The sequence below is a fragment of the Microcoleus sp. B7-D4 genome (assembly GCF_036705125.1).
Classification (GTDB): Bacteria; Cyanobacteriota; Cyanobacteriia; order Cyanobacteriales; family Microcoleaceae; genus Microcoleus.
In genome coordinates this window covers 1-20,065 of the sequence record NZ_JAUBTT010000125.1, presented here as the reverse complement: position 1 = coordinate 20,065, position 20,065 = coordinate 1, and the positions used below count along the sequence as shown (strand labels likewise).

Annotated in this window: 16 protein-coding genes and 1 pseudogene; 8 read left to right on the top strand and 9 right to left on the bottom strand. The window is 44.5% G+C overall.

Features of this window, described 5'->3' with window-relative positions:
* A partial coding sequence (locus QUB12_RS32955) for a transposase family protein (protein ID WP_333310405.1) occupies nucleotides 1-200 on the top strand: 200 nt, incomplete at its 5' end.
* 257 nt (nucleotides 201-457) lie between these two features.
* Here QUB12_RS32955 and QUB12_RS32950 read toward each other — a convergent pair.
* From QUB12_RS32950 to QUB12_RS32925, 7 genes and pseudogenes are all read right to left on the bottom strand, one after another.
* Nucleotides 458-1,299 (bottom strand): annotated as a pseudogene (locus QUB12_RS32950) (ISAs1 family transposase).
* Nucleotides 1,265-1,339, bottom strand: a complete 75-nt coding sequence (locus tag QUB12_RS37705; RefSeq protein ID WP_445252068.1) for a hypothetical protein — start codon at nucleotides 1,337-1,339, stop codon at nucleotides 1,265-1,267. The pseudogene QUB12_RS32950 and the gene QUB12_RS37705 overlap by 35 nt, the downstream one beginning before the upstream one ends.
* Nucleotides 1,340-1,748: 409 nt before the next feature.
* Nucleotides 1,749-1,919, bottom strand: a complete 171-nt coding sequence (locus QUB12_RS32945) for a hypothetical protein (protein WP_333144438.1) — start codon at nucleotides 1,917-1,919, stop codon at nucleotides 1,749-1,751.
* A 211-nt stretch (nucleotides 1,920-2,130) separates the two neighbouring features.
* Nucleotides 2,131-2,835: a rhomboid family intramembrane serine protease gene (locus QUB12_RS32940; RefSeq protein ID WP_333144439.1), complete on the bottom strand. Its 705-nt coding sequence runs from the start codon at nucleotides 2,833-2,835 to the stop codon at nucleotides 2,131-2,133.
* 677 nt (nucleotides 2,836-3,512) lie between these two features.
* Nucleotides 3,513-4,610: a DJ-1/PfpI/YhbO family deglycase/protease gene (locus QUB12_RS32935; protein WP_333310403.1), complete on the bottom strand. Its 1,098-nt coding sequence runs from the start codon at nucleotides 4,608-4,610 to the stop codon at nucleotides 3,513-3,515.
* Nucleotides 4,611-4,747: 137 nt separating this feature from the next.
* Nucleotides 4,748-5,506 carry an SDR family oxidoreductase gene (locus tag QUB12_RS32930; RefSeq protein ID WP_333310401.1) on the bottom strand — a complete coding sequence of 253 codons (759 nt, stop codon included), beginning with the start codon at nucleotides 5,504-5,506 and terminating at the stop codon, nucleotides 4,748-4,750.
* A gap of 257 nt (nucleotides 5,507-5,763) precedes the next feature.
* On the bottom strand, nucleotides 5,764-9,624 hold the full coding sequence (locus QUB12_RS32925; RefSeq protein ID WP_333310399.1) for a PAS domain S-box protein: 3,861 nt from the start codon (nucleotides 9,622-9,624) through the stop codon (nucleotides 5,764-5,766).
* A gap of 245 nt (nucleotides 9,625-9,869) precedes the next feature.
* Here QUB12_RS32925 and QUB12_RS32920 point away from each other — a divergent pair, with 245 nt between their 5' ends.
* The 4 genes from QUB12_RS32920 to QUB12_RS32905 all read left to right on the top strand — a co-directional run bounded on the left by QUB12_RS32920 (nucleotide 9,870) and on the right by QUB12_RS32905 (nucleotide 16,753).
* Entirely contained in the window at nucleotides 9,870-12,044 is a 2,175-nt protein-coding gene (locus QUB12_RS32920; protein WP_333300909.1) for an EAL domain-containing protein, read from the top strand.
* Between the two features lie 178 nt (nucleotides 12,045-12,222).
* The gene (locus QUB12_RS32915) at nucleotides 12,223-13,167 is read left to right on the top strand and encodes an NAD(P)-dependent alcohol dehydrogenase (protein WP_333144444.1); all 945 of its coding nucleotides are present in this window, start codon (nucleotides 12,223-12,225) and stop codon (nucleotides 13,165-13,167) included.
* Between the two features lie 204 nt (nucleotides 13,168-13,371).
* Entirely contained in the window at nucleotides 13,372-14,217 is an 846-nt protein-coding gene (gene tatC, locus QUB12_RS32910; protein ID WP_333310397.1) for a twin-arginine translocase subunit TatC, read from the top strand.
* A gap of 694 nt (nucleotides 14,218-14,911) precedes the next feature.
* On the top strand, nucleotides 14,912-16,753 hold the full coding sequence (locus QUB12_RS32905; RefSeq protein ID WP_333310395.1) for a calcium-binding protein: 1,842 nt from the start codon (nucleotides 14,912-14,914) through the stop codon (nucleotides 16,751-16,753).
* 204 nt (nucleotides 16,754-16,957) lie between these two features.
* Here the strand turns inward: QUB12_RS32905 and QUB12_RS32900 are convergent, their stop codons facing one another.
* Entirely contained in the window at nucleotides 16,958-17,266 is a 309-nt protein-coding gene (locus QUB12_RS32900) for a carbon dioxide-concentrating mechanism protein CcmK (protein WP_006631236.1), read from the bottom strand.
* 46 nt (nucleotides 17,267-17,312) lie between these two features.
* Between QUB12_RS32900 and QUB12_RS32895 the strand changes: the two genes are divergently transcribed.
* On the top strand, nucleotides 17,313-17,492 hold the full coding sequence (locus QUB12_RS32895) for a hypothetical protein (RefSeq protein ID WP_333310393.1): 180 nt from the start codon (nucleotides 17,313-17,315) through the stop codon (nucleotides 17,490-17,492).
* Nucleotides 17,493-17,677: 185 nt separating this feature from the next.
* Here the strand turns inward: QUB12_RS32895 and QUB12_RS32890 are convergent, their stop codons facing one another.
* Entirely contained in the window at nucleotides 17,678-17,995 is a 318-nt protein-coding gene (locus QUB12_RS32890; protein WP_190661639.1) for a DUF3067 family protein, read from the bottom strand.
* 214 nt (nucleotides 17,996-18,209) lie between these two features.
* Between QUB12_RS32890 and petC the strand changes: the two genes are divergently transcribed.
* Together petC and petA are read left to right on the top strand one after the other, a co-directional pair.
* The gene (gene petC, locus QUB12_RS32885; RefSeq protein ID WP_333062057.1) at nucleotides 18,210-18,752 is read left to right on the top strand and encodes a cytochrome b6-f complex iron-sulfur subunit; all 543 of its coding nucleotides are present in this window, start codon (nucleotides 18,210-18,212) and stop codon (nucleotides 18,750-18,752) included.
* A gap of 165 nt (nucleotides 18,753-18,917) precedes the next feature.
* Complete coding sequence (gene petA, locus QUB12_RS32880) at nucleotides 18,918-19,907, top strand: cytochrome f (protein ID WP_333144448.1); 990 nt, start codon at nucleotides 18,918-18,920, stop codon at nucleotides 19,905-19,907.
* Nucleotides 19,908-20,065 lie beyond the last annotated feature (158 nt).

Genomic DNA, 20,065 nt, shown 5'->3' with positions numbered 1-20,065 from the left:
AGAAGAGTAATCATACATTTAAAAGTCAAATAATTGTCATGCCAGATGGTAGAGATATCGTTGATGTTGTGGCAGGGAAACCTGGACCTAAAAGCGATATAACTTTATTCCGAGAAGAACGCTCACGGTTTGACCCTCAACTCATATTTAAGGGAGATAAAGCTTACGTTGGAGAAGCTTTAATTACAACTCCCGGGTAAACGCATCTAAATTAAGTTGACAGAAAATCATATTTGTGCGTGAGTCTTGTTCGGGAAAAATCCTTCTTAAAACTCTTAAATCCGATGGAATTAACCCAGTAAAAATCGAGCTTTAAGAACTTCTAAATTCTCGAAGCTGAATCAATTTAGATCGGGAATCTGTTTGAGTTTTCTAGCGTTAACTGGCAGAGTTTAAGATTTGGACTAAATAATTATTATCCATTCCCGCCAGATACCGCTTCATTTTTAAACTTCCTTTAAATCCTTTTTCTTGTTTCAGTAAATTGATGGCACTCGCGACGTAGAAGAGCAAAGTTTTCAGGAAAATTATCTTTACGAATCCGACTCTTGTCTTCACAAAAAGTAACATCCCATGTCCAATGTAAGCTATTTTCAATACCCCAATGACTGCGGATTGCTTGAGAAATCTTCTCGGCATTACTGGCTAAACTACTCAAATAAAAGCCAACTTCTGTGGTTGTTTTATTCCACAAACGTCTTTCACTTACGATCATCATAACCGTTTTCAATCCAGCCCATAATGATTGATTATGAAGAGATGGAAGCTCTGAGACTGCCACCGTCCAAATTTGTCTTTTTTCAACTCGATGATGCCCGGCTTCTATTTGTTGATAATAGCTATGCTCTCTGCCACCAAACTCTTCTTTTCTAGCTAATTCAAACCAGTTTTTTACGTCTTCATGAAGAAGTTTTTGATTCCCTTTTAGCGCTAAAAGATAATCTCCTTTCTTCTTAATTATCAGCGCTGCTATTTCTTTCTGACATCCCAAAGCATTGATGGTTATTATGCTTCCAGCAATTTCTAGCACCTCTAACAAAGCCGGAATTGCCGTCACTTCGTTAGATTTCTTATTGACTTTTTTTGCCCTAAAACTAATTGATGGGATGAAGACCATGCACTGACTATATGCAATGGTTTTTGGCTGTGATTCCGGTCATAAGATTGTTTCATTGTTTTGCCATCTATGGCTAGGACTTCTAGCTCCAACTTTTGGGTTATTGAATTTATCCAACTCAAAAAACACTCTTGAAACTGCTGCGGTTCAATTCGAGCAAAGAAGGAGACTAAATGTATCATGAGAAGGAATTCCATTCGGCAGTTCTAGAAAACCTTTCAGCCATTCATATTTGGTTGTTCCATAGAGTTCTATTGCTTCCCATCCATCTGCACCGCGTCTGGACAGCTAGAATCGCAATTGCTACAATATCTATTAATAAATGCTGTTTACTTCTTTCTATTCTTGGATCGGTCAAGGTTCCAAAATGGTTTAAAAAACAAGCGTTCAATAAGTGTGTCGGGTTCGATACACCTATTGTTTTTTGTTGGGCAGTTAAAGTCGAAGTAAACCCTTTCGCCATCGATCGCACCTAATTACGCACTTGATTTAGCCCAATACTTCATCTTATCATGTTTTAGGTTGAAATTAAGATGCGTTTACCCTGGGACTCTGACTCTGACTCTGATTCTTTTGAATTGTCAACTTTGGCTGTCTCTGATTTCTGTATCAGATCGCTCGATGGTGGTTTTTATGATGTTTTACTATTACTGGGCTGTCTCTCTTGGAGCTTTTCGAGCTTTTGTTGTAATTTTTCAATCAGCTTCTGTTGGGTGAGCACAATTTTGACCAGCTCCTGGTGGCTCAACTGGTCAACCATTTCTAATTTTAGTGCTGCTGATAACTCTGACTTTTCGCTCATCTGACTACATTACCATATTGTTCGGCTCTCTGCGGAACTATTTTTACCTGAATCCTTACCTGCCAACAATGGACAATCTCAAAAACCCGCCCCGACCGGGATATTATGGTTAATCGATCGGACATGACATGAAACCACAGATAAACGCAGATAAGCGCCGATTTCCTTGGCAGTTTATCTGCGTTAATTTGCGTTCATCTGCGGTGAAAAATTAAATCTGATTATCTTCAGAAAAAAGTCCCAACAAAGGGCCGAGAATAGCGCCGAAAACAAAGCCACCGGCGTGGGCCCAGTAGGCAACTCCCCCGGATTCCATGCCGACACTTGCCGGGGCATTCAAGGAAGCCAGCCCGCTCAATGCTTGCTGTGCAAACCAAAATCCTAGAAAGAAGAAAGCGGGGACTCTGACGGTGGTAATAAAAATTCCCAATGGCAGGAGTGTCAGAACTTTAGCTTGGGGATATCTGAGAATGTAAGCTCCCATCACGCCTGCGATCGCGCCGCTAGCACCTAGGGACGGAATGGCAGATGCTGAGGAGAAAAACCACTGAGTTAGTGATGCTAAAACGCCGCAAGTAAGGTAAAATATTATAAATTTGACGTGTCCTAAACGGTCTTCTACGTTGTTGCCAAAAATCCACAAAAATAACATATTTCCGGCAATGTGAAGAAAGCCTGCGTGCAGGAATTGGGAGCTAATTAGTGTCGTCCATTCGGGAAATGGCGAAGCTGGCAGAGCAACCCGACACATATTGCTTAACTGGCAAGGAATTACGGCCCAAGAGTAGAAGAATTGCGTTAATTGTCGATCGCCCAAACTGAGTTCGTACAAAAATACTAATATGTTTGCGGCAACCAGCCCGTAGGTGACATAGGGAGTGATAGTAATGGGATTTTCATCGCGTAAGGGAACCACGGCCTTTTTTCCTCATCAAAATATTGGCAACACAGTAGCGCATTTATAGCCCAGGTGTCTCCTGTCTAAAGGAAGAGGGAACAAACCAATCGATTTTAGATTTTAGATTTTAGATTTTAGATTTAAAGAATTGAAGGATTGAAGAATTGAAGAAAGCGACCTCATATCATTTCCGGTCGAGGGATCGCGATTGTTGTAGGGGCGGGTTCACCAACAATACCTGCCAATAATTGACAATCTCAAAAACCCGCCCCGACCGGGATATTATGGTTAATCCATCGGACATGATATTACGGATATATCCGAGGGCTGGTTAATCGATTTTAGATTTTAGATTTTAGATTTTAGATTTTAAGAATTGAAGAATTGAAGAAAGCAACTTTACGGATGTATCCGGGGGCTGGTTATCGGATACTATATTTTTTTTCTGCACGGATGAATCCAGGGGCTTTTACCGCCATCGGATGCCGCAAGCTTCCTTCAAACTCGCCGTTTCCCGCTGAAACCAAAATAAAACCCTCCACCTTGCAGTTAGTTGAATATCTGCTTTTTAGTGTTGGGTTTTATTTTACCGCAAAGGCGTATATTGTAGGATTGCAGAGGAAGTTTGTAGTTGCGATATTGGTACTGGTTTTCACATCTCAACCAAACTACAAACTTATTTATCCCCTTGCTGATTACATTTTTACAGCGGGGCTAGTCGAAGGTTTAGGCGACTTAATTTCCTGGGAAGCTGCACGGGCGCGGAAGAGTTTAGCAACGACTTGTTCACACTTAGACAAATCCGATTCTATCTCTGTCAAAATCGCCGTTGATACGGGATCTGTTAACTTCACCCGCAGGTTGTTGATATCGACAACACCGGTTTGCAAATCACCGAGAGTGCTCCGCAGCAAAAACGTTTCATCGCTTCCTTGCATCGAAGCTTTTAATTTAGCGTATTTGTCAGCAATTTGGGCAGGAATTGAGGGTTTTTCCCCGAAATCGTTGAGGCGTTTTTCGATAGCGAGGATGTGGTTCTGTTTATTTTGAATCATTTCTCTCAAGAGCGATCGCAAATCGCTGTCTTGGGTTTTTTCCGCATAATGTTCAAAGGCTTCGCAAGCATAGCGTTCCCCTGCGAGGGCGGTATTCAAAGCTTTAACAATGTCGCCTTGTGTCGAACCTCCCCAACCATTAGCTAATTTCCACCATTCTGCATTTTTGTCAGTTTCTTCTGGCAAACCGACTGCTTTTCCGCCGTAACCGAGGCGAGCCATAATTGCGGTGGTAAATATTGCTAAATCTCCAGGTTGGCGGGAAGTGATCAAGTTACCGTCAACTACTAAAGCTTCGTTGATGTAGTTAGCTCCGGCATTAATCATGTCTGTTTTAATTGCCAAGAAACCTGTGGCATTTTTGCCTTTCAGCAAGTCGGCTTCAATCAAAACTTGCGGGCCGTGGCAAACAGCAGCGACAATTTTCCCTTGCTCAAATGCTTCTCGTACAAAACGTACTGTATTGGGGTTAGTCCGCATTGTATCGGGAGCCATCCCGCCGGGAATTATCACTGCATCGAATTCTGCGGGGACTGCTTCAGTGGTAGTTCCGTCAGCCTGCTGGGCAACTTTTCCTTGTTTTCCTGCATACTTTTCATTTGTCCGCGAACCGAGGACAACTACATCAAAATTTGCTTGTTTTAAGGCGTTGTAAGGAACTAAAAATTCCGAATCTTCAACTCCATTTTCAATGAGTATGGCAACTCGTTTTGTGTTGCTACCATTATCGGTTGTCATAATCAAATTTCCTCAGACTATCTTTTTATCTAACCATAAATGATTTATGATGTTTTTAGCGTCTTGCTAAAGTGATAAATTACTTGGTTTTAAAAGCTGTCAGCGTGAGCCTTGAGAGGTATTTTACAGTAATTGTCTCAATGCACGTATGAGGCTCCATTAATGTCGATCGTAGTCCCGGTAGCGTGCGTAGCCAAACCGGATGCTAAAAACGCGATAACATTAGCAACATCTTGAGGAGGAGCGATTTTGCCGATCGGGATATCGCGAATAATATCAGCTTCACCGAACTCCTGAATAAACTGATTAGACATTTCTGTACTGACAAATCCGGGGGCAACTGTAAAAGCCAAAATATTATCAGCCGCAAACCCTCTAGCAATACTGCGAGTTAAAGCAACAATAGCGCCTTTAGAAGCGGCGTAGTGCAGATAATTCGGGTCATCGCCGCGAAAAGCAGCGCGACTTGCTATATTAATAATTGTACCGCCCCTGCGACTTTGAAAATGCAGAATAGATTCTCGGCACAAATCGGCAACGGCAACTAAATTAACTTGTAGAGTTTGCTGCCAAGCTGAAGACCAAATATCGAACTCGTCCTCTATACCCGCTGACTGCATAATCCCCGCATTATTAACTAAAATATCAATATGGCCCCGCCATTTTAAAGCATCTCGCCACAAAGTCGAAGCCGCGTTTTCCACCATCAAATCTGCTGCCAATAAATAACAGCGATCGCGCGCAACACTTGCTGCCACCGCTTCAGCTTCTTTCTGACTGCGAAAGTAATGCAAAATCACCTCAGCCCCAGCATTAACCAGAGTCCGCACCGTCACTGCACCAATCCCTTTCGAGCCACCTGTTACTAAAATTACCTTTCCGGTTAAATCAATCATTTATCTCTCTCTTTTCTCTTTCTCTGTGACCTCTGCGCCCTCTGCGGTTAATAAAAAAATAAATCCCCTTCACACACGAAATAGAATTGCTCTATGATATAGCACATTCCATCTAAGGTGTATGCCATTTCCTTATGCTGATAGATATCTGCCACACACATCTCCAAAAACGTCCAAATCCTTTGCCCTGTTGGTGTATATTAGAAATATAGCCACTGCTTACAGCACTATAGCTTCTTTGTCATTAAACTCGATAACTACAGCGGCTTCGGCAGCAAAGGTCGAATCAGCTCCATAATTCGATCAGAATTAAAATTATTGATATAATCAGTTAGTGCTTTGGACAAACTTGCTTTGGATTCGGGAATTTGTAGAATTAATTCATTCATAACTTCGGTATCGAGATAGTAAGCGGCTTGATACATTTGTTCTAACCACTGGGGGGGCATCATGGATATATCTTCTACAGACACCGTTTCAACTAATGGTTTTTGTGGAGTTTGTTCTACGACTTCGTAGATATATTGTACTCCCAAATATTTAGCGAGTTTATCAAAAAGTTCTCTCTGCTGAAATGGCTTGCTTATAAAGTCGTTGCAGCCAGCCCTAAGAACTTTCTCTCGATCTTCTTCCAAAACACTGGCAGTTAAAGCAATAATGACAGTTTCTTGGCTCTGAGGGCGTTCTCTAATATATTTAGTAGCTGTGTAGCCATCCACGATCGGCATTCGCAGATCCATCAGAATCAGGTGTGGCAGCCAACTCTCCCACAGTGAGAGTGCCTCCACTCCCTGTTTTGCTTCTCTCACCTCAAAACCAACCGAGGTCAGGATCTCGACTAACAAGCGACGATTTTCTTCTAAATCTTCAACAATAAGAATGCGGTAAGTCGGTTGTCCGGGAGCTAAACCAATTACTCTTTGATTAATTGATTCTGGGGGTAAGGATGCTGATTGAGGTAACTGTACACCAATCTCAAAGGAAAAAGTGCTACCTCGGTTCAAAGTGCTTTTAACCTGAATCTGACCGCCCATAAGTTTGACGAGTTTTTGACTGATGGCTAAACCAAGCCCCGTGCCTTGACTCAAATTATTCCCAGCTTGGGTTTGCACAAAAACCTTAAATAATTTATCAATTTCTGTGGGCGAAATTCCCACGCCTGTATCCTCAACTTCAAAACATAGGTGACAGGATGTTTTGTCTCTTTGTGTTGCTCTTACCCGTAGGGTGACGCTTCCGTGATTGGTAAACTTAATCGCATTACCGAGCAGATTGACCAATACTTGATAGAGTTTTTTCTCGTCACTCTGCACAAATTGAGGAATGTCTGGATCTCGCTCGACAATTAGCTGCACTACTTTAGATTGGACTTTAACTTGGAACATTTCTTCGATAGAAGTCAGCAAACTTGTCAAATCAAACTCAGAAGGATTGAGAGTCATCCGTCCGCTCTCTATTTTGGATAAATCTAAAATATCGTTAATCAAATCCAATAAATGTTTACCGCTACGATTGACAATCTCTAAACGTTCTTGGAGAGAACGAGTCAGATTGCTCTCATAGCTCATCAATTGCGTGAATCCCAAAATTGAGTTGAGGGGGGTGCGGAGTTCGTGGCTCATATTGGCGAGGAAGACTGTCTTGGCTTGGTTTGCTTCATTTGCCTGATGAAATTCCAACTCCGCTTGTTTACGATCGCTAATGTCAATTAAATATCCCAAAATTTCTACTGGTGTACCTGAATTATCTCGAATTAGTTTAAGCTGACTGAGCATCCAGCGATAAACCCCATCGGAGCGACGAAAACGGTATTCGTGGAAGTAAAAATCATTAACGAATAGATTTGCTAAGCCATTAAGCACTGGTTTTACATCATCTGGGTGTAAGTGATTCACCCAAAATTTAGAATCTTCTAAAAACTCGCTGCTTTCGTAGCCCAATATATCTTTGATATTTTCGCTGATGAACGTTGCTCCATAATCGCCAGCAGCTTTACTGCTAAAAATGACCACGGGGCTATAGTTGAGAAGAAAGTTGAGGCGATTTGTGGTAGCTTGCAAGGCTTGCTCAGCCAGTTTTAGCTCTGTTGCGTCTTCCTGAACGGCAACATATACAGTTCCGTATTCAGGATGCTCAAACATGGATGTATGAACTCTGCACCAAAAGAGAGTTCCATCTTTCTTTCTATTCTGGACTTCATATTTCGCTTCCCCGGTCTGTTCAATTTGAGTGACGATATCTAGAACGGCTACATCTGGTGTAACCTTTGTATCGACATAATTCAAAATACCAAGGGGTTGACCTGCGAGTTCGTCCTCTGTGTAGCCAAACATAGCGTCAAAGGTAGGGTTGGTGTAGACGATCATGAGGTCTGAGGCTTTGATTAAGCACACTCCTCCTGCCATGTTATTCATAATAACGCTTTGAAGTTCTAGGGTCTTTTGAGCTTCTTTTCGAGCCGTAATTTCTTGTATTTGAGAAATAAAATGCAGTGGATTTCCCTGTCCATCTTGTACTAGCGATCCATTAAGAATAATCCAAATAATGTGTCCTTCTTTATGGAAATACCGTTTTTCCAGTTGGTAAGTTGAAATTCTTCCTGCTAATAGTTGATGTGCATAACTAAGATCGCCGTCTAAATCGTCAGGATGGGTGATGTCTTGGAAAGTTAACGCTAACAACTCTTCTGAGGAGTAGCCAAGAATCTGACATAAGGCAGGATTGACTTTAATCCAGTACCCATCAAGTGAAACGATCGCCATCCCGATAGAGGCATCTTCAAACGCATGGCGAAACTGCTCTTCACTGTTTCGTAAAGCCATCTCAATTTGTTTGCGATCGCTAATATCGCGCAAAATCACAGTAAATACCGTTTCGTCTCCCATTTCCAGCTTAGAAATAGAGGCTTCAGCCGAAAACTGCGTTCCATCTTGACGACGACCCAAAATCTCGCCTCGTTCTCCCATCCTTCGCGCTCTGCTAGAAGACTGTGCAAATTGTTTGATATGCTGCGGATGTGCATCTCTAAACTGTTCTGGCAGCAGTAAATTCAGTGGCTCCCCTAAAATATCCTCAATTTTATAGCCAAACATCTTTTCTGCCCCTTGATTAAACAGGGTAATGCGTTGAGTGCGATCGACTGAAATAATTGCATCATTGGCGATTTCTAGAATTCCCGCAAAACGAGCCTGCGATTTTTGTAAAGCATCTGTTCGTTCAGCCACAAGAATTTCTAAAGTTTCGTTAAGTTTTTTAATTTCTTTTTCCGCTTTTTGGCGCCTGTAATCTATCTGGTTTAAAGAGCGAGCCGTCCCCAAGATGAGAATTGAGAACGTGACAACCATAATAGTTGAACGCAATGTATAGCCAAAATTAACGTTATACCAGCCTAAATTTTGTCCCTGAAGAGTCAACCAGTTCACTGTCACTGGAAAGAGCGTCCCCCAAGGCAGCAACCACCGAACCATTACTCCGCCAACTAGGGGACTGGTTACTACTTGCATTAATCCTTCCTTGGGGCGGAGCCATAAAATTCCTCCATAGAGGATGAAAAAGGTGGCGATCGTGTTTACGGGTTGAGTCGTCGTAATTGTGGCCAAACGTTCAAGAATATCGACATGGAATAGGTGTGCAAATAAAGCTAGTAGAGAAATTAAAGTTGCAACACTACTAAAAATCTGAGCCAACCAAGTATCCCGTTGGGAATTTTGCCCTAACAGTAACAGTGCTAGTCCCATCAGCACAAAATTTAGGGCGGTATTTACTCCCATTCTTCCCGGATAAGGAGTCGCTGAAGACACGACATCTCGGAAAAGCCACTCATCAATACCCAGCTTCCAACCAAAAATATACTGGCTCAGCGTCAGCATACCGATGATGATTATCAATCCTGCCATCCCTTGAGCGATGCGATTGTGCAGTCGGGTTCTTTGGTACTGCAACAATCTCAAAGACACTCCAGCCAGCAAAAAGCAAATTGCCGTGTTTGCTTTCATGGTCGCAGTCATACCGGGAAAACCACTTTTGAGTAGGGAGATGTCAAATTGCCAACCCAGCAGCACGAGACATCCGATCGCAATGACGGCTAGACTTGCCATTTGAGAAATCCGCTTGTTCATAAATCGCCTGCTTGGCTTGAAACAATGTTCTTCTAATGTTAGGCGAAGCGAAGAAGGGCAACCACGAGGGGACGGCCCCTAGCCGAACTATTCAGATTTTGTATGGTTGCGCCCCCTTGCCAGCCCCATATCTCCGGGAGCGCAGGACTTCTTTGTGGGTAAACTAACTTTTTTAACCGAATAATTAAACTATACTATTTGTGCATAGGTTTATATTCCTCTAGCAGGAAACTAGGGAAATGAGTATGATTCTCCATAGAACTAGCGATAGGGTTAGCGATCGAGCTACAAACTACCGAGGCAATATTTTAATTGTTGACGATCTGCCTGATAACCTGCGTCTGCTCAGGGATACTTTGAGTGCACATGGTTATAAAGTTCGCAGTGCCACGACAGGTGCAATGGCGCTGAGAGCCGCCCAATTGCCATCGACGGAGTTAATCTTACTAGATATTAAGTTGCCCGATCAGGATGGCTATGAAGTTTGCCGAAAATTAAAATCTGATGAGCGCACCGCCGACATTCCAATAATTTTTTTGAGTGCGCTAAATGAAACTTTTAATAAGGTGCAAGGGCTGGCTGCGGGAGGGGTAGATTATATTGCTAAGCCATTTCAAGTCGAAGAAGTATTAGCTCGTGTCGAAACCCACCTAACTATCGGAAGGCTGCAACAAAAACTCCAAAAGCAGAATTTACGTCTCTTGAGAGAAATTGAAGAACGGCAACGTCTCGAAGAGTCTCTCTTTGCCGAAAAGGAATTGGCTCAAGTGACACTGCAATCCATTGGCGATGCGGTCATTACTACTGATGCCCAAGGTAATGTGAGATATTTCAATCCTATAGCTGAGCAACTGACAGGCTGGAAAAATCATGAGGTTCAAGGAGTTCCTTTCTCTACGGTATTCCTAATTGTCGAGCAAGTAACGCGAGAGCCAGTAGAGAATCCTATAAACAAGGCTCTATTAGAGGAGCGAATTGTGACCTTAGCTAACAATACTATTCTGATTTCCCATGATGGAACCGAGTATCCCATTGCTGACTCGGCAGCACCGATTCGAGACCGCGAAGGTCAAATTATCGGGGCAGTCATGGTCTTTCATGATGTTACTGAATCGCGCTATCTCACCCGTCAACTCTCTTGGGAAGAAAATCACGATGCCCTGACGGGGTTAATCAACCGTCGAAAATTTGAGCAGCAGCTAGTGGAGGCGCTCGCCTCTGTTAAAGATAGCAATCAGCAGCACGCTCTCTGTTATTTAGATTTAGATCAGTTTAAAGTCGTTAACGATACCGTAGGTCATATTGCTGGCGATGAGCTACTGCGCCAAATCACAGCACTTATTCAAAAGGGAGTCCGTGCTAATGATATGCTGGCTCGCTTGGGAGGTGATGAATTTGGTATTTTGCTCACTCAATGTTCGCTCTCTCAAGCAACCCAGATTGCCGAAAACCTCAAAGACATAGTGCATCAATTTCGGTTTATTTGGAATGGCAAAACCTTTATCATCGGAGTCAGCATTGGAGTTGTTGCTATTGACCAAACCAGCCAAAATTTGATGGAGCTTCTGGGAGCGGCTGATGCAGCTTGTTATGCCGCCAAAGCCAGAGGCCGCAACTGTGTTCATATTTATAGTCTAGATGATAGTGAACTAATTAAACAACGTGGTCAGAGGCAGTTGATTGCCCAAATCAGCCGAGCGCTGGAAACCAATCGTTTTTGTCTCTACTACCAAAAGATTGTCTCTATTACCTCTAAACCATTAGTAGAGCATTATGAGATTTTGCTCAGAATGCTGGACGAAAATGGAAAAATAGTATCTCCTGCTCAGTTTATTCCCGCCGCCGAGCGTTACGGGTTGATAACAGAAATCGATTGTTGGGTCATCGAAAAGTTTTTCTCGAACTATCACAAATTGCCTGAGAAAGATGCTGTTAGTCAAGGCTTGTATACGATCAATCTATCTGGCGCTAGCATCAGTAACAATCAGTTTATGAGGTTTTTAATCGAACAATTTTCTCGCTACCAAGTCCCCCCACAAACCATTGGTTTTGAAATCACGGAAACGGCAGCCATTGCAAACTTTGAACAAGCCAGATATTTCATGGGCGAACTCAAAAAGATTGGCTGTTGCTTTGCTTTAGATGATTTTGGCAGTGGGTTGAGTTCCTTTGCGTATCTGATAAATTTACCAGTTGATTATCTAAAAATTGATGGTGCTTTTGTCAAAAATATTAGTCATAATTTGATTTCTCAAGCGCTCGTTGAAGGGTTTAATGGTATTGCCCATGCGATGAATCTTGAAACTATAGCTGAGTTTGTCGAAGACGAGACTATTTTAGAAAAATTGCGGGAGATTGGAGTAGATTATGCTCAGGGTTATGGGATCGCGCGCCCCGTGCCTATTAATTTTAATCGCTAGCCATCGCACGCTTGCCAGCGAACCCATTGCCTCACGCCTGCCCATTGTCTGGAGGTCTCCCAGAGTCGATCGCCCGCTGCTACAAGGCTAGCTCAATTTCCTGTGTCACATTTAGATCGAATGTGCTGTAATTGTAAAGGATTGAGTGTTCTATTGGAAATAAACCGGAAAATTTGCCATGAAAGCAGTTGCGTTCGATCGCTACGGTTCAGCCGAGGAATTGCAGTACCGAGAGTTGGAAAAGCCGATCGCCAAATCCAACGAATTGTTAGTGCGAGTTCGCGCTAGCAGCGTCAATCCCGTAGACTGGAAAATCCGACAAGGACACCTGCAACTATTAACAGGATTTAACTTTCCTCGAATAGTCGGTTCTGACATCTCTGGAGTTGTCGTGGAAGTCGGCAGGGAAGTCACCAAATTTCAACCCGGAGATGAAGTTTATACTTTCTTAAATCCCATCAGTGGGGGTGCTTGTGCCGAATACGCGATCGTGCCAGAATCGGATGCCGCCTTTAAACCGAAAAACATCACTCATGCAGAAGCAGCAGGAGTACCGATCGCAGGTTTAACTGCTTTGCAATCGCTCAGGGATTTGGGCCAAATCCAAGCAGGAAACAAAGTATTGATTAACGGCGCTTCCGGCGGAGTCGGCACTTTTGCCGTGCAAGTTGCGAAAGCAATGAACGCGGAAGTAACGGGAGTTTGCAGCGCTAAAAATAGAGAATTTGTCAAGAGTTTGGGAGCGGATTTTGTTCTGGATTACGCAGAAATTGACTTTACTCAACAGCCCGAAAAATATGATATAATCTTGGATGCTGTCGGGACAAGAACATTTGCTGAATGCGAAAAAGTGCTGCAACCAGAGGGAGTTTATATCTCGACTTTGCCGAGTTTCGACAACCTCGCACCGATGTTAACGAGCTGGTTAATATCGGGCAAAAAAGCTAAATTTATTTTAGCCAATGCCAACCCCAGCGATTTAGGGGCTTTGCGGGAGTTAATAGAATCAGATAAAGTTGAGCCGATTGTCGATCGCACTTACAGCTTAGCAGAAGTAGCAGCAGCCCACGTTTACAGCGAAACCGGCCGCGCTGTCGGCAAAATTGCGATCGGGATTGAATAATGAACGCAATACACGGATTTTGATACCCCTACACGGATTAATTATCGATCGTTCCTTCTGCTGCTGAAGTCAGAATGAAGAATGAAGAAGGAATTCGGAGCCATTATGAAATAACTATTCCCAATTACGAATTTCCAATTAATTACCACTTTCCAATTACCCATTCCCTCTTCTCAATTACCCCTTACCACTTACCCATTCCCTATGACTGCTCCCTCAAACTTGGAGACATCCGAACAAGGTTCCGACAACAACCTCGAAGCAATTAGCCAGGAAAACAGCAGTGCACCAATCGCAGGCGGTGCGATGGGTTCTCGCAACTTAGAAAACGAATTTCTAGACGAACTTCCCGACGAAGTTGAAATGTCTTTATTCGACCATTTAGAAGAATTGCGACAGCGACTTTTCTACTCGCTAATTGCAGTAGTAATCGCTGTAATCGGTTGCTTTTTCACAGTAAAACCTATCGTGCAACTGCTCGAAGTACCGGCCGGGCCCGTCAAGTTTCTGCAACTAGCTCCCGGCGAGTATTTCTTTGTTTCTATCGAAGTAGCCGGATACAGCGGTTTGCTCATCGCCACTCCGTTTATTTTTTACCAGATAGCGCTGTTTGTGCTCCCCGGCTTGACTCGCAAAGAACGCAGGTTGCTGGGGCCGGTGTTTTTCGGTTCGAGTTTCCTATTTTTGGGCGGTTTAGTCTTTGCTTACATCGCTCTGATTCCGGCGGCGCTCAACTTCTTTGTCACCTATGGAGCGGATGTTGTAGAGCAGTTGTGGTCGATCGACAAATACTTTAAATTTGTGCTGCTGTTAATGTTCAGCACCGGCTTAGCTTTTCAAATCCCGATCGTCCAAGTATTGCTCGGCGTTTTGGGCATAGTTTCTTCTAACCAAATGCTCTCCGGCTGGCGGTATGTAGTCTTGGGAGCGGCAGTTTTGGGAGCGGTTTTAACGCCTTCTACTGACCCTTTAACGCAAAGTCTTTTAGGAGGTGCGGTGCTGAGCTTGTATTTTGGCGGGGTTGGTTTGGTGAAGCTTTTAGGGCGGTGAGAATTAAGAATAGCAGACAATGTAAAAGTTACCGAACATCTGAATTTTAAAATTGTCTGCTATTTTTAGCCGAGATTGCGATTGTTGTCAACTTATCTTAAAAACATTGCTTCAGTTATTTTGAGGGCGAATTGAGTATTTACCTCTGGCAGCTTATAAAGATTGTGTAAAGCTAAGCTTTTGAGATATGTGAGTAAGTTGATTGTTTTATATTAGCATCATTGCTGATTTAGCAATTTTTCAATAAGTTTTACCAATAAGAAATCCAATTCGCATTAGCAAAGTTTAGTGTGCCATGTCTGGGGCTAAGGTTTTTAGCCTAAATTCACACTATTTTTTAGGTGCTCTCGCTGGCAATCATAAGTTATTTTAATGATTAAATTTTTAAGGTTTGCATCAAGATTTCGGACGAGCCGATCCTTAGTATTCGCTTTAGAGATAACATACCGACACAGTGAAATTACTGAACAAGAACGTAAAACTTCGGCAAGAGAGTCAACCTGGATCACTGAAGTCTAGCTATATCTTTTGAGTTTCCTGACTGCCTAAGATAGGAGACTTGTTGGTTTTTTGAGTGGGAGACTTGTTGGTTTTCTGAGTGGATTTTTTAGTAAATTCACTTGAAAAATCCACACTGTAGATTTTTACCTTTTTGACGGTTTCAGTTTCTTAATCTCAATCGGAAATTAAATATATGGCAACTGGCACTACTGGCAATGACACCATCGATGGCACTACTGGCAATGACACCATCTATGGTCTGGCTGGGGATGACGCTCTCAATGGCCTGGCTGGGAATGACTGGCTCTTTGGCGAGGATGGCAATGACGATCTCAAGGCCGGGGGTGGCGATGACTATCTCTATGGCGGGTTTGGCGATGACGATCTCTATGGCGACGATGGCTATGGCGAGGTTGGCAATGACATTCTCTATGGTGGCGATGGCTATGACGATCTCTATGGCGGCGATGGCAATGACATTCTCTATGGCGAGGTTGGCAATGACGAACTCTATGGCGGCGCGGGCAATGACACTCTCAATGGCGGCGCGGGCAATGACACTCTCATTAGCGACGTTGGCAATGACGAACTCTATGGCGGCGATGGCAGCGACCTAGTATCTTTTATTTTTGCAACAACTGGCGTCAACCTCCATTTGGGGTTAGGTCGGGCTTCCGACGGGCAGGGTGGCATAGACTCGCTCTCCGGCATTGAAAGTGTGCTCAGTACTGACTATAACGATACTCTCATTGGCGGAGACATCAGCGAAACGTTCTTTAGCAGGTTTGGCGATGACTATCTCGATGGCAAGGTTGGCAATGACGGGTTCTATGGCGGGTACGGCAATGACACTCTCAATGGCGGCGATGGCAATGACACTCTCAATGACGAGGTTGGCAATGACTTGCTCAATGGCGAGGTTGGCAATGACTTGCTCAATGGCGGGGCTGGCAATGACTCGCTCAATGGCGGGGATGGCATCGACACATTATCGTACAACAATGCAGGAACGGGTGTCTATCTCCAGTTGGGGGCAGTCGGCGACGGGTCTGGGTTAGGTCGGGCTTCCGACGGGCAGGGCGGCATAGACTCGCTCTCCGGCATCGAAGTAGCGATAGGTTCTAATTTCAACGACACCCTAGTTGGCGGGAGCGGCAATGAAACGCTCTTGGGCAAGGGCGGTAATGACTCTTTGTCGGGTCTTGCTGGCAATGACTTGCTCAATGGCGGGGATGGCATCGACACAGTATCTTACAGCGATGCGATCACTGGTATCAATCTTCAGTTAGGCGAAGTCGGCGACCGTTCTGGGTTAGGCAGGACTACCGATGGGTTGGGCGGTGTAGACTCGCTTTCGGGCATTGAAGTCGTTATCGGTTCTTACTTCGACGACACCTTAGTTGGCGGCGGGAGCCAGAATGAAACGCTCTTGGGCGGACGCGGTAATGACTCTTTGTGGGGTGGTGCTGGCAATGGCTCGCTCAATGGCGGGGCTGGCAATGACTTGCTCAATGGCTGGGCTGGCAATGACTTGCTCAACGGAGGAAATGGCATCGACACAGTATCTTACAGTTTTGGAGGAACGGGCGTCTATCTCAACTTGGCGTCACTCGGTGACGGGTCTGGGCTAGGTCGGGCTTCCGACGGGCTAGGTGGCGTAGACTCGCTCTCCGGCCTCGAAGTAGCGATCGGTTCTAGGTATAACGATACTCTCCTTGGTGGAGACGGCAGCGAAACGTTGATGGGCGGGGGGGGCGACGACTTATTGTTTGGTAACAGCGGTGATGACTATCTGGTTGGTGGCAGGGGGGCTGATAAGTTTAGGCTTTGGAGCGGTTTCGGAATAGATACTATTGCTGACTTCAAACAAGGTGAAGATAAACTTTTGGTACGTGATGGCGATGCGTTTACAAAGATAATTCGTGAGTCTGTGATTAATGGTTCAGATACCGAGATTCGTCTGAATGGCCAAATCATCGGAATTCTTAAGGGAGTTCCGATCATAATCACCGCCAGTGATTTGGTTACCGTGTGATTGTATTATCTGCGTCCAACTGCGTTCATCTGCGGTTAAGAGTTCCAAGTTATTCTGGCTTTTGTTTAGGCAAAATATACCGCAGATAAACACAGCACAAAAATATATTGCATCGCAGCCAAAAAAATATAGAGACGCGATCGCCCGCGCCTCTATAATTACTAAAACTTAAAATTCAACACCAAAGTTTTGTCAAAACTTTGACTACATTCGGAACTGTTCGACTTCGGGAGTATAGCCGATCGGCAAAACGTAATCCAGATTCTCGTGGGGACGAGCAATTATGTGATACGATAGCAACTTTCCGCCATCGACCTTTTTAACTGATTCAATTCCAGCAGCAACGGCTGCTTGCACTTCAGAGACATCTCCTCGCACTATAATTGTCCAGTAGGCGCGGGTTATTTTCTCATAGCGAACTAAAGTAACACGGGCTGCTTTCACCATTGAGTCCGCAACTTCTACTGCAGCGGGAAATCCTAAGACTTCAACCATTCCCAGTGCAACACCCATTACAACATTCTCCTAAATTTCACAAGATATCTGACACTCATTGTATGTGAAATTGTTGACAGAAATTGGTTCGGATGATTTTGGTAAGCATGAAGGACGATCGCCCAAAATTAAAAAAGCCCCTAAAAAGCCCCAGAAACTGTTGCGGCATTTAAATCCCACAGTTGGCGGCGCGCAGCAAAGCCCGCCACACAAGACTTTGAATCAAAACACCTGTGCAAATTAGATGCGCCACAGCTTAGTTTCTCACCCGCGGCAAGTCGTATGATAAGCTCGCCGATCGATTTTAGGGACTTTGGGCTCAACTAATCCAGCCGCGGCGCGACACAAAACTTTAGGGAACTCCCCCAGATCCCGGCTGTGGAGTCAATCTAAAATCTAAAATCTAAAATCTAAAATCGACTGAGTGAATCAAAACTCGTCTAGCAACCACTCCGAGGCTCTTTCACCCAAATCTAGGGGAACGCTGACAGCTTTACCCAAGCGCGGGCGATCGCGAGTAGTTACGATATATTCTCTCACCTGTTCTGTGCTCCCCCAGCCGTTGAGGTAATTGGCCACCGCATCCAAATGCTCGAAATAATCAGCCTCCGTCATCGGAAAAGATGCCTGTTCTAGATATTTCCACATAACTTGCACAAAAATCTTGCCTCGTGTTCGCCGCAATCTGATATCGTAAGACTTTCCCCATTTTTCTAGCAGTAGCTGGTGTAAATCCTTGCCCGTCATGGTTGCTCCTGAGTTAATCCATTAAACAATAAAAGACAAAGTTCAAAAAATGTAATAATACTCTAATAAAGGCTGGAAGGCGCATTCTTAAAAGGAATTTTCGCGGCCTAAAATTTGTGCGAGCAGATTAACGGCAATTATCCTCCTTCCTCTGCACGTACAGGTTCGCTAACAGCTAACAAACAAACGTAACTTAAAACCGTAAAGGCAGGTCATGGCTCAATCTTCTGCTGGAAATCCCGATGTTCCCGATATGGGGCGTCGCCAATTTATGAATTTGCTGACGTTCGGTACAGTCACAGGTGTGGCACTGGGCGCACTCTATCCCGTTGTCCAATATTTTGTTCCTCCGTCGAGTGGGGCAGTTGGCGGCGGAGTCACAGCTAAAGATGCTTTGGGTAACGACATCATCGTTAGCGAATATTTGGCTTCGCACCCTGCGGGCGATCGCAGCTTAGCCCAAGGTCTCAAAGGCGACCCCACCTATGTTGTGGTGAAAGAAGACTTATCTATCGCCGACTACGGCATCAATGCAGTCTGCACTCACTTGGGTTGCGTCGTGCCTTGGAATGTTAGCGAAAACAAGTTTATCTGTCCTTGCCACGGTTCTCAATACAACAATGAGGGCAAAGTGGTGCGCGGCCCCGCGCCTTTGTCTCTGGCCCTGGCCCACGCCACTGTCGCAGATGACAAGATCGCTTTTACAACTTGGACAGAAACTGATTTCCGCACCGGCGAAGCACCTTGGTGGTCTTAAACTATTTTGGATTTTAGATTTGAGATTTTAGATAGGGGGTGAATGGTGAAAACCACAGATAAGTGCATCCCTAAACCAGTCTAATAATCCAAAATCCAAAATCCAAAATCCAAAATCCAAAATCCAAAATCCAAAATTGTCTGACCTTTGAGATTGAATACTCTAATGCCACAAACTAATTTATCTGCGATATTTCGCCGCAGTGCCAGGACGATCGCGAAAACTGCCTTAATTGCGATCGCCGCAGCAGGATTTTTCCTCACCAGCGACATCGCACTTCCCCAAGCAGCATTTGCTTACCCTTTCTGGGCTCAGCAAACAGCACCCGCTACTCCCCGCGAAGCAACAGGCCGCATTGTTTGCGCTAACTGTCACCTCGGTGCAAAAGTGACTGAAGTGGAAGTGCCGCAATCTGTTTTGCCTGACACAGTGTTTGAAGCTATTGTCAAGATTCCCTACGATACTAGCGTGCAACAAGTTGTCGGCGACGGCAGCAAAGGTGGCTTGAATATCGGCGCAGTTGTGATGTTGCCCGAAGGTTTCAAGATTGCTCCCGCTGACAGAATTCCCGAAGAAATGAAGGAAAAAGTCGGCGATCTTTACTTCCAACCTTACAGCGAAACCCAAGAAAATATTCTTTTAGTGGGCCCGGTGCCGGGAGAACAGTACAAAGAATTGGTATTCCCAGTTTTGTCGCCGAATCCGGAAACTGACAAGTCGGTTCACTACGGCAAATACCAAATTTATGTCGGAGGCAACCGCGGTCGCGGTCAGGTTTATCCTACTGGCGAAAAGAGCAATAATACTGTTTACAATGCTTCGGTAGCTGGCACCATTTCTAAGATTGCTCAACCTGAAGATGGCGGTTATCAAGTGACAATTCAACCTGCCGAAGGTGCAGCCGTTGTTGATACGATTCCCGCAGGCCCAGAACTGATTGTTACCGAAGGACAAACAGTTGCAGCAGGCGAACTTTTGACGAATAATCCTAATGTGGGCGGCTTCGGTCAAAAAGACGTGGAGATTGTGCTGCAAAGTGCCGATCGCGTTAAAGGATTGATGGCTTTCGTGGCTTTGACCATGCTGGCTCAAATTATGCTGGTTCTCAAGAAGAAACAGGTCGAAAAAGTTCAAGCTGCTGAAATGAATTTCTAAGCGCGGCTGTAATTAGTTGGGTAATACCAATTTAATGTGAAGTTGCACATATCTCGATCCCCCTAAATCCCCCTGGTTGTTGGGGAGTAGGGGTTGACTTTGAGAAGAATCTTGTCCCCCCCTTTGTAGGGGCGGTGCGACCCCTACTCCCCGTGCCC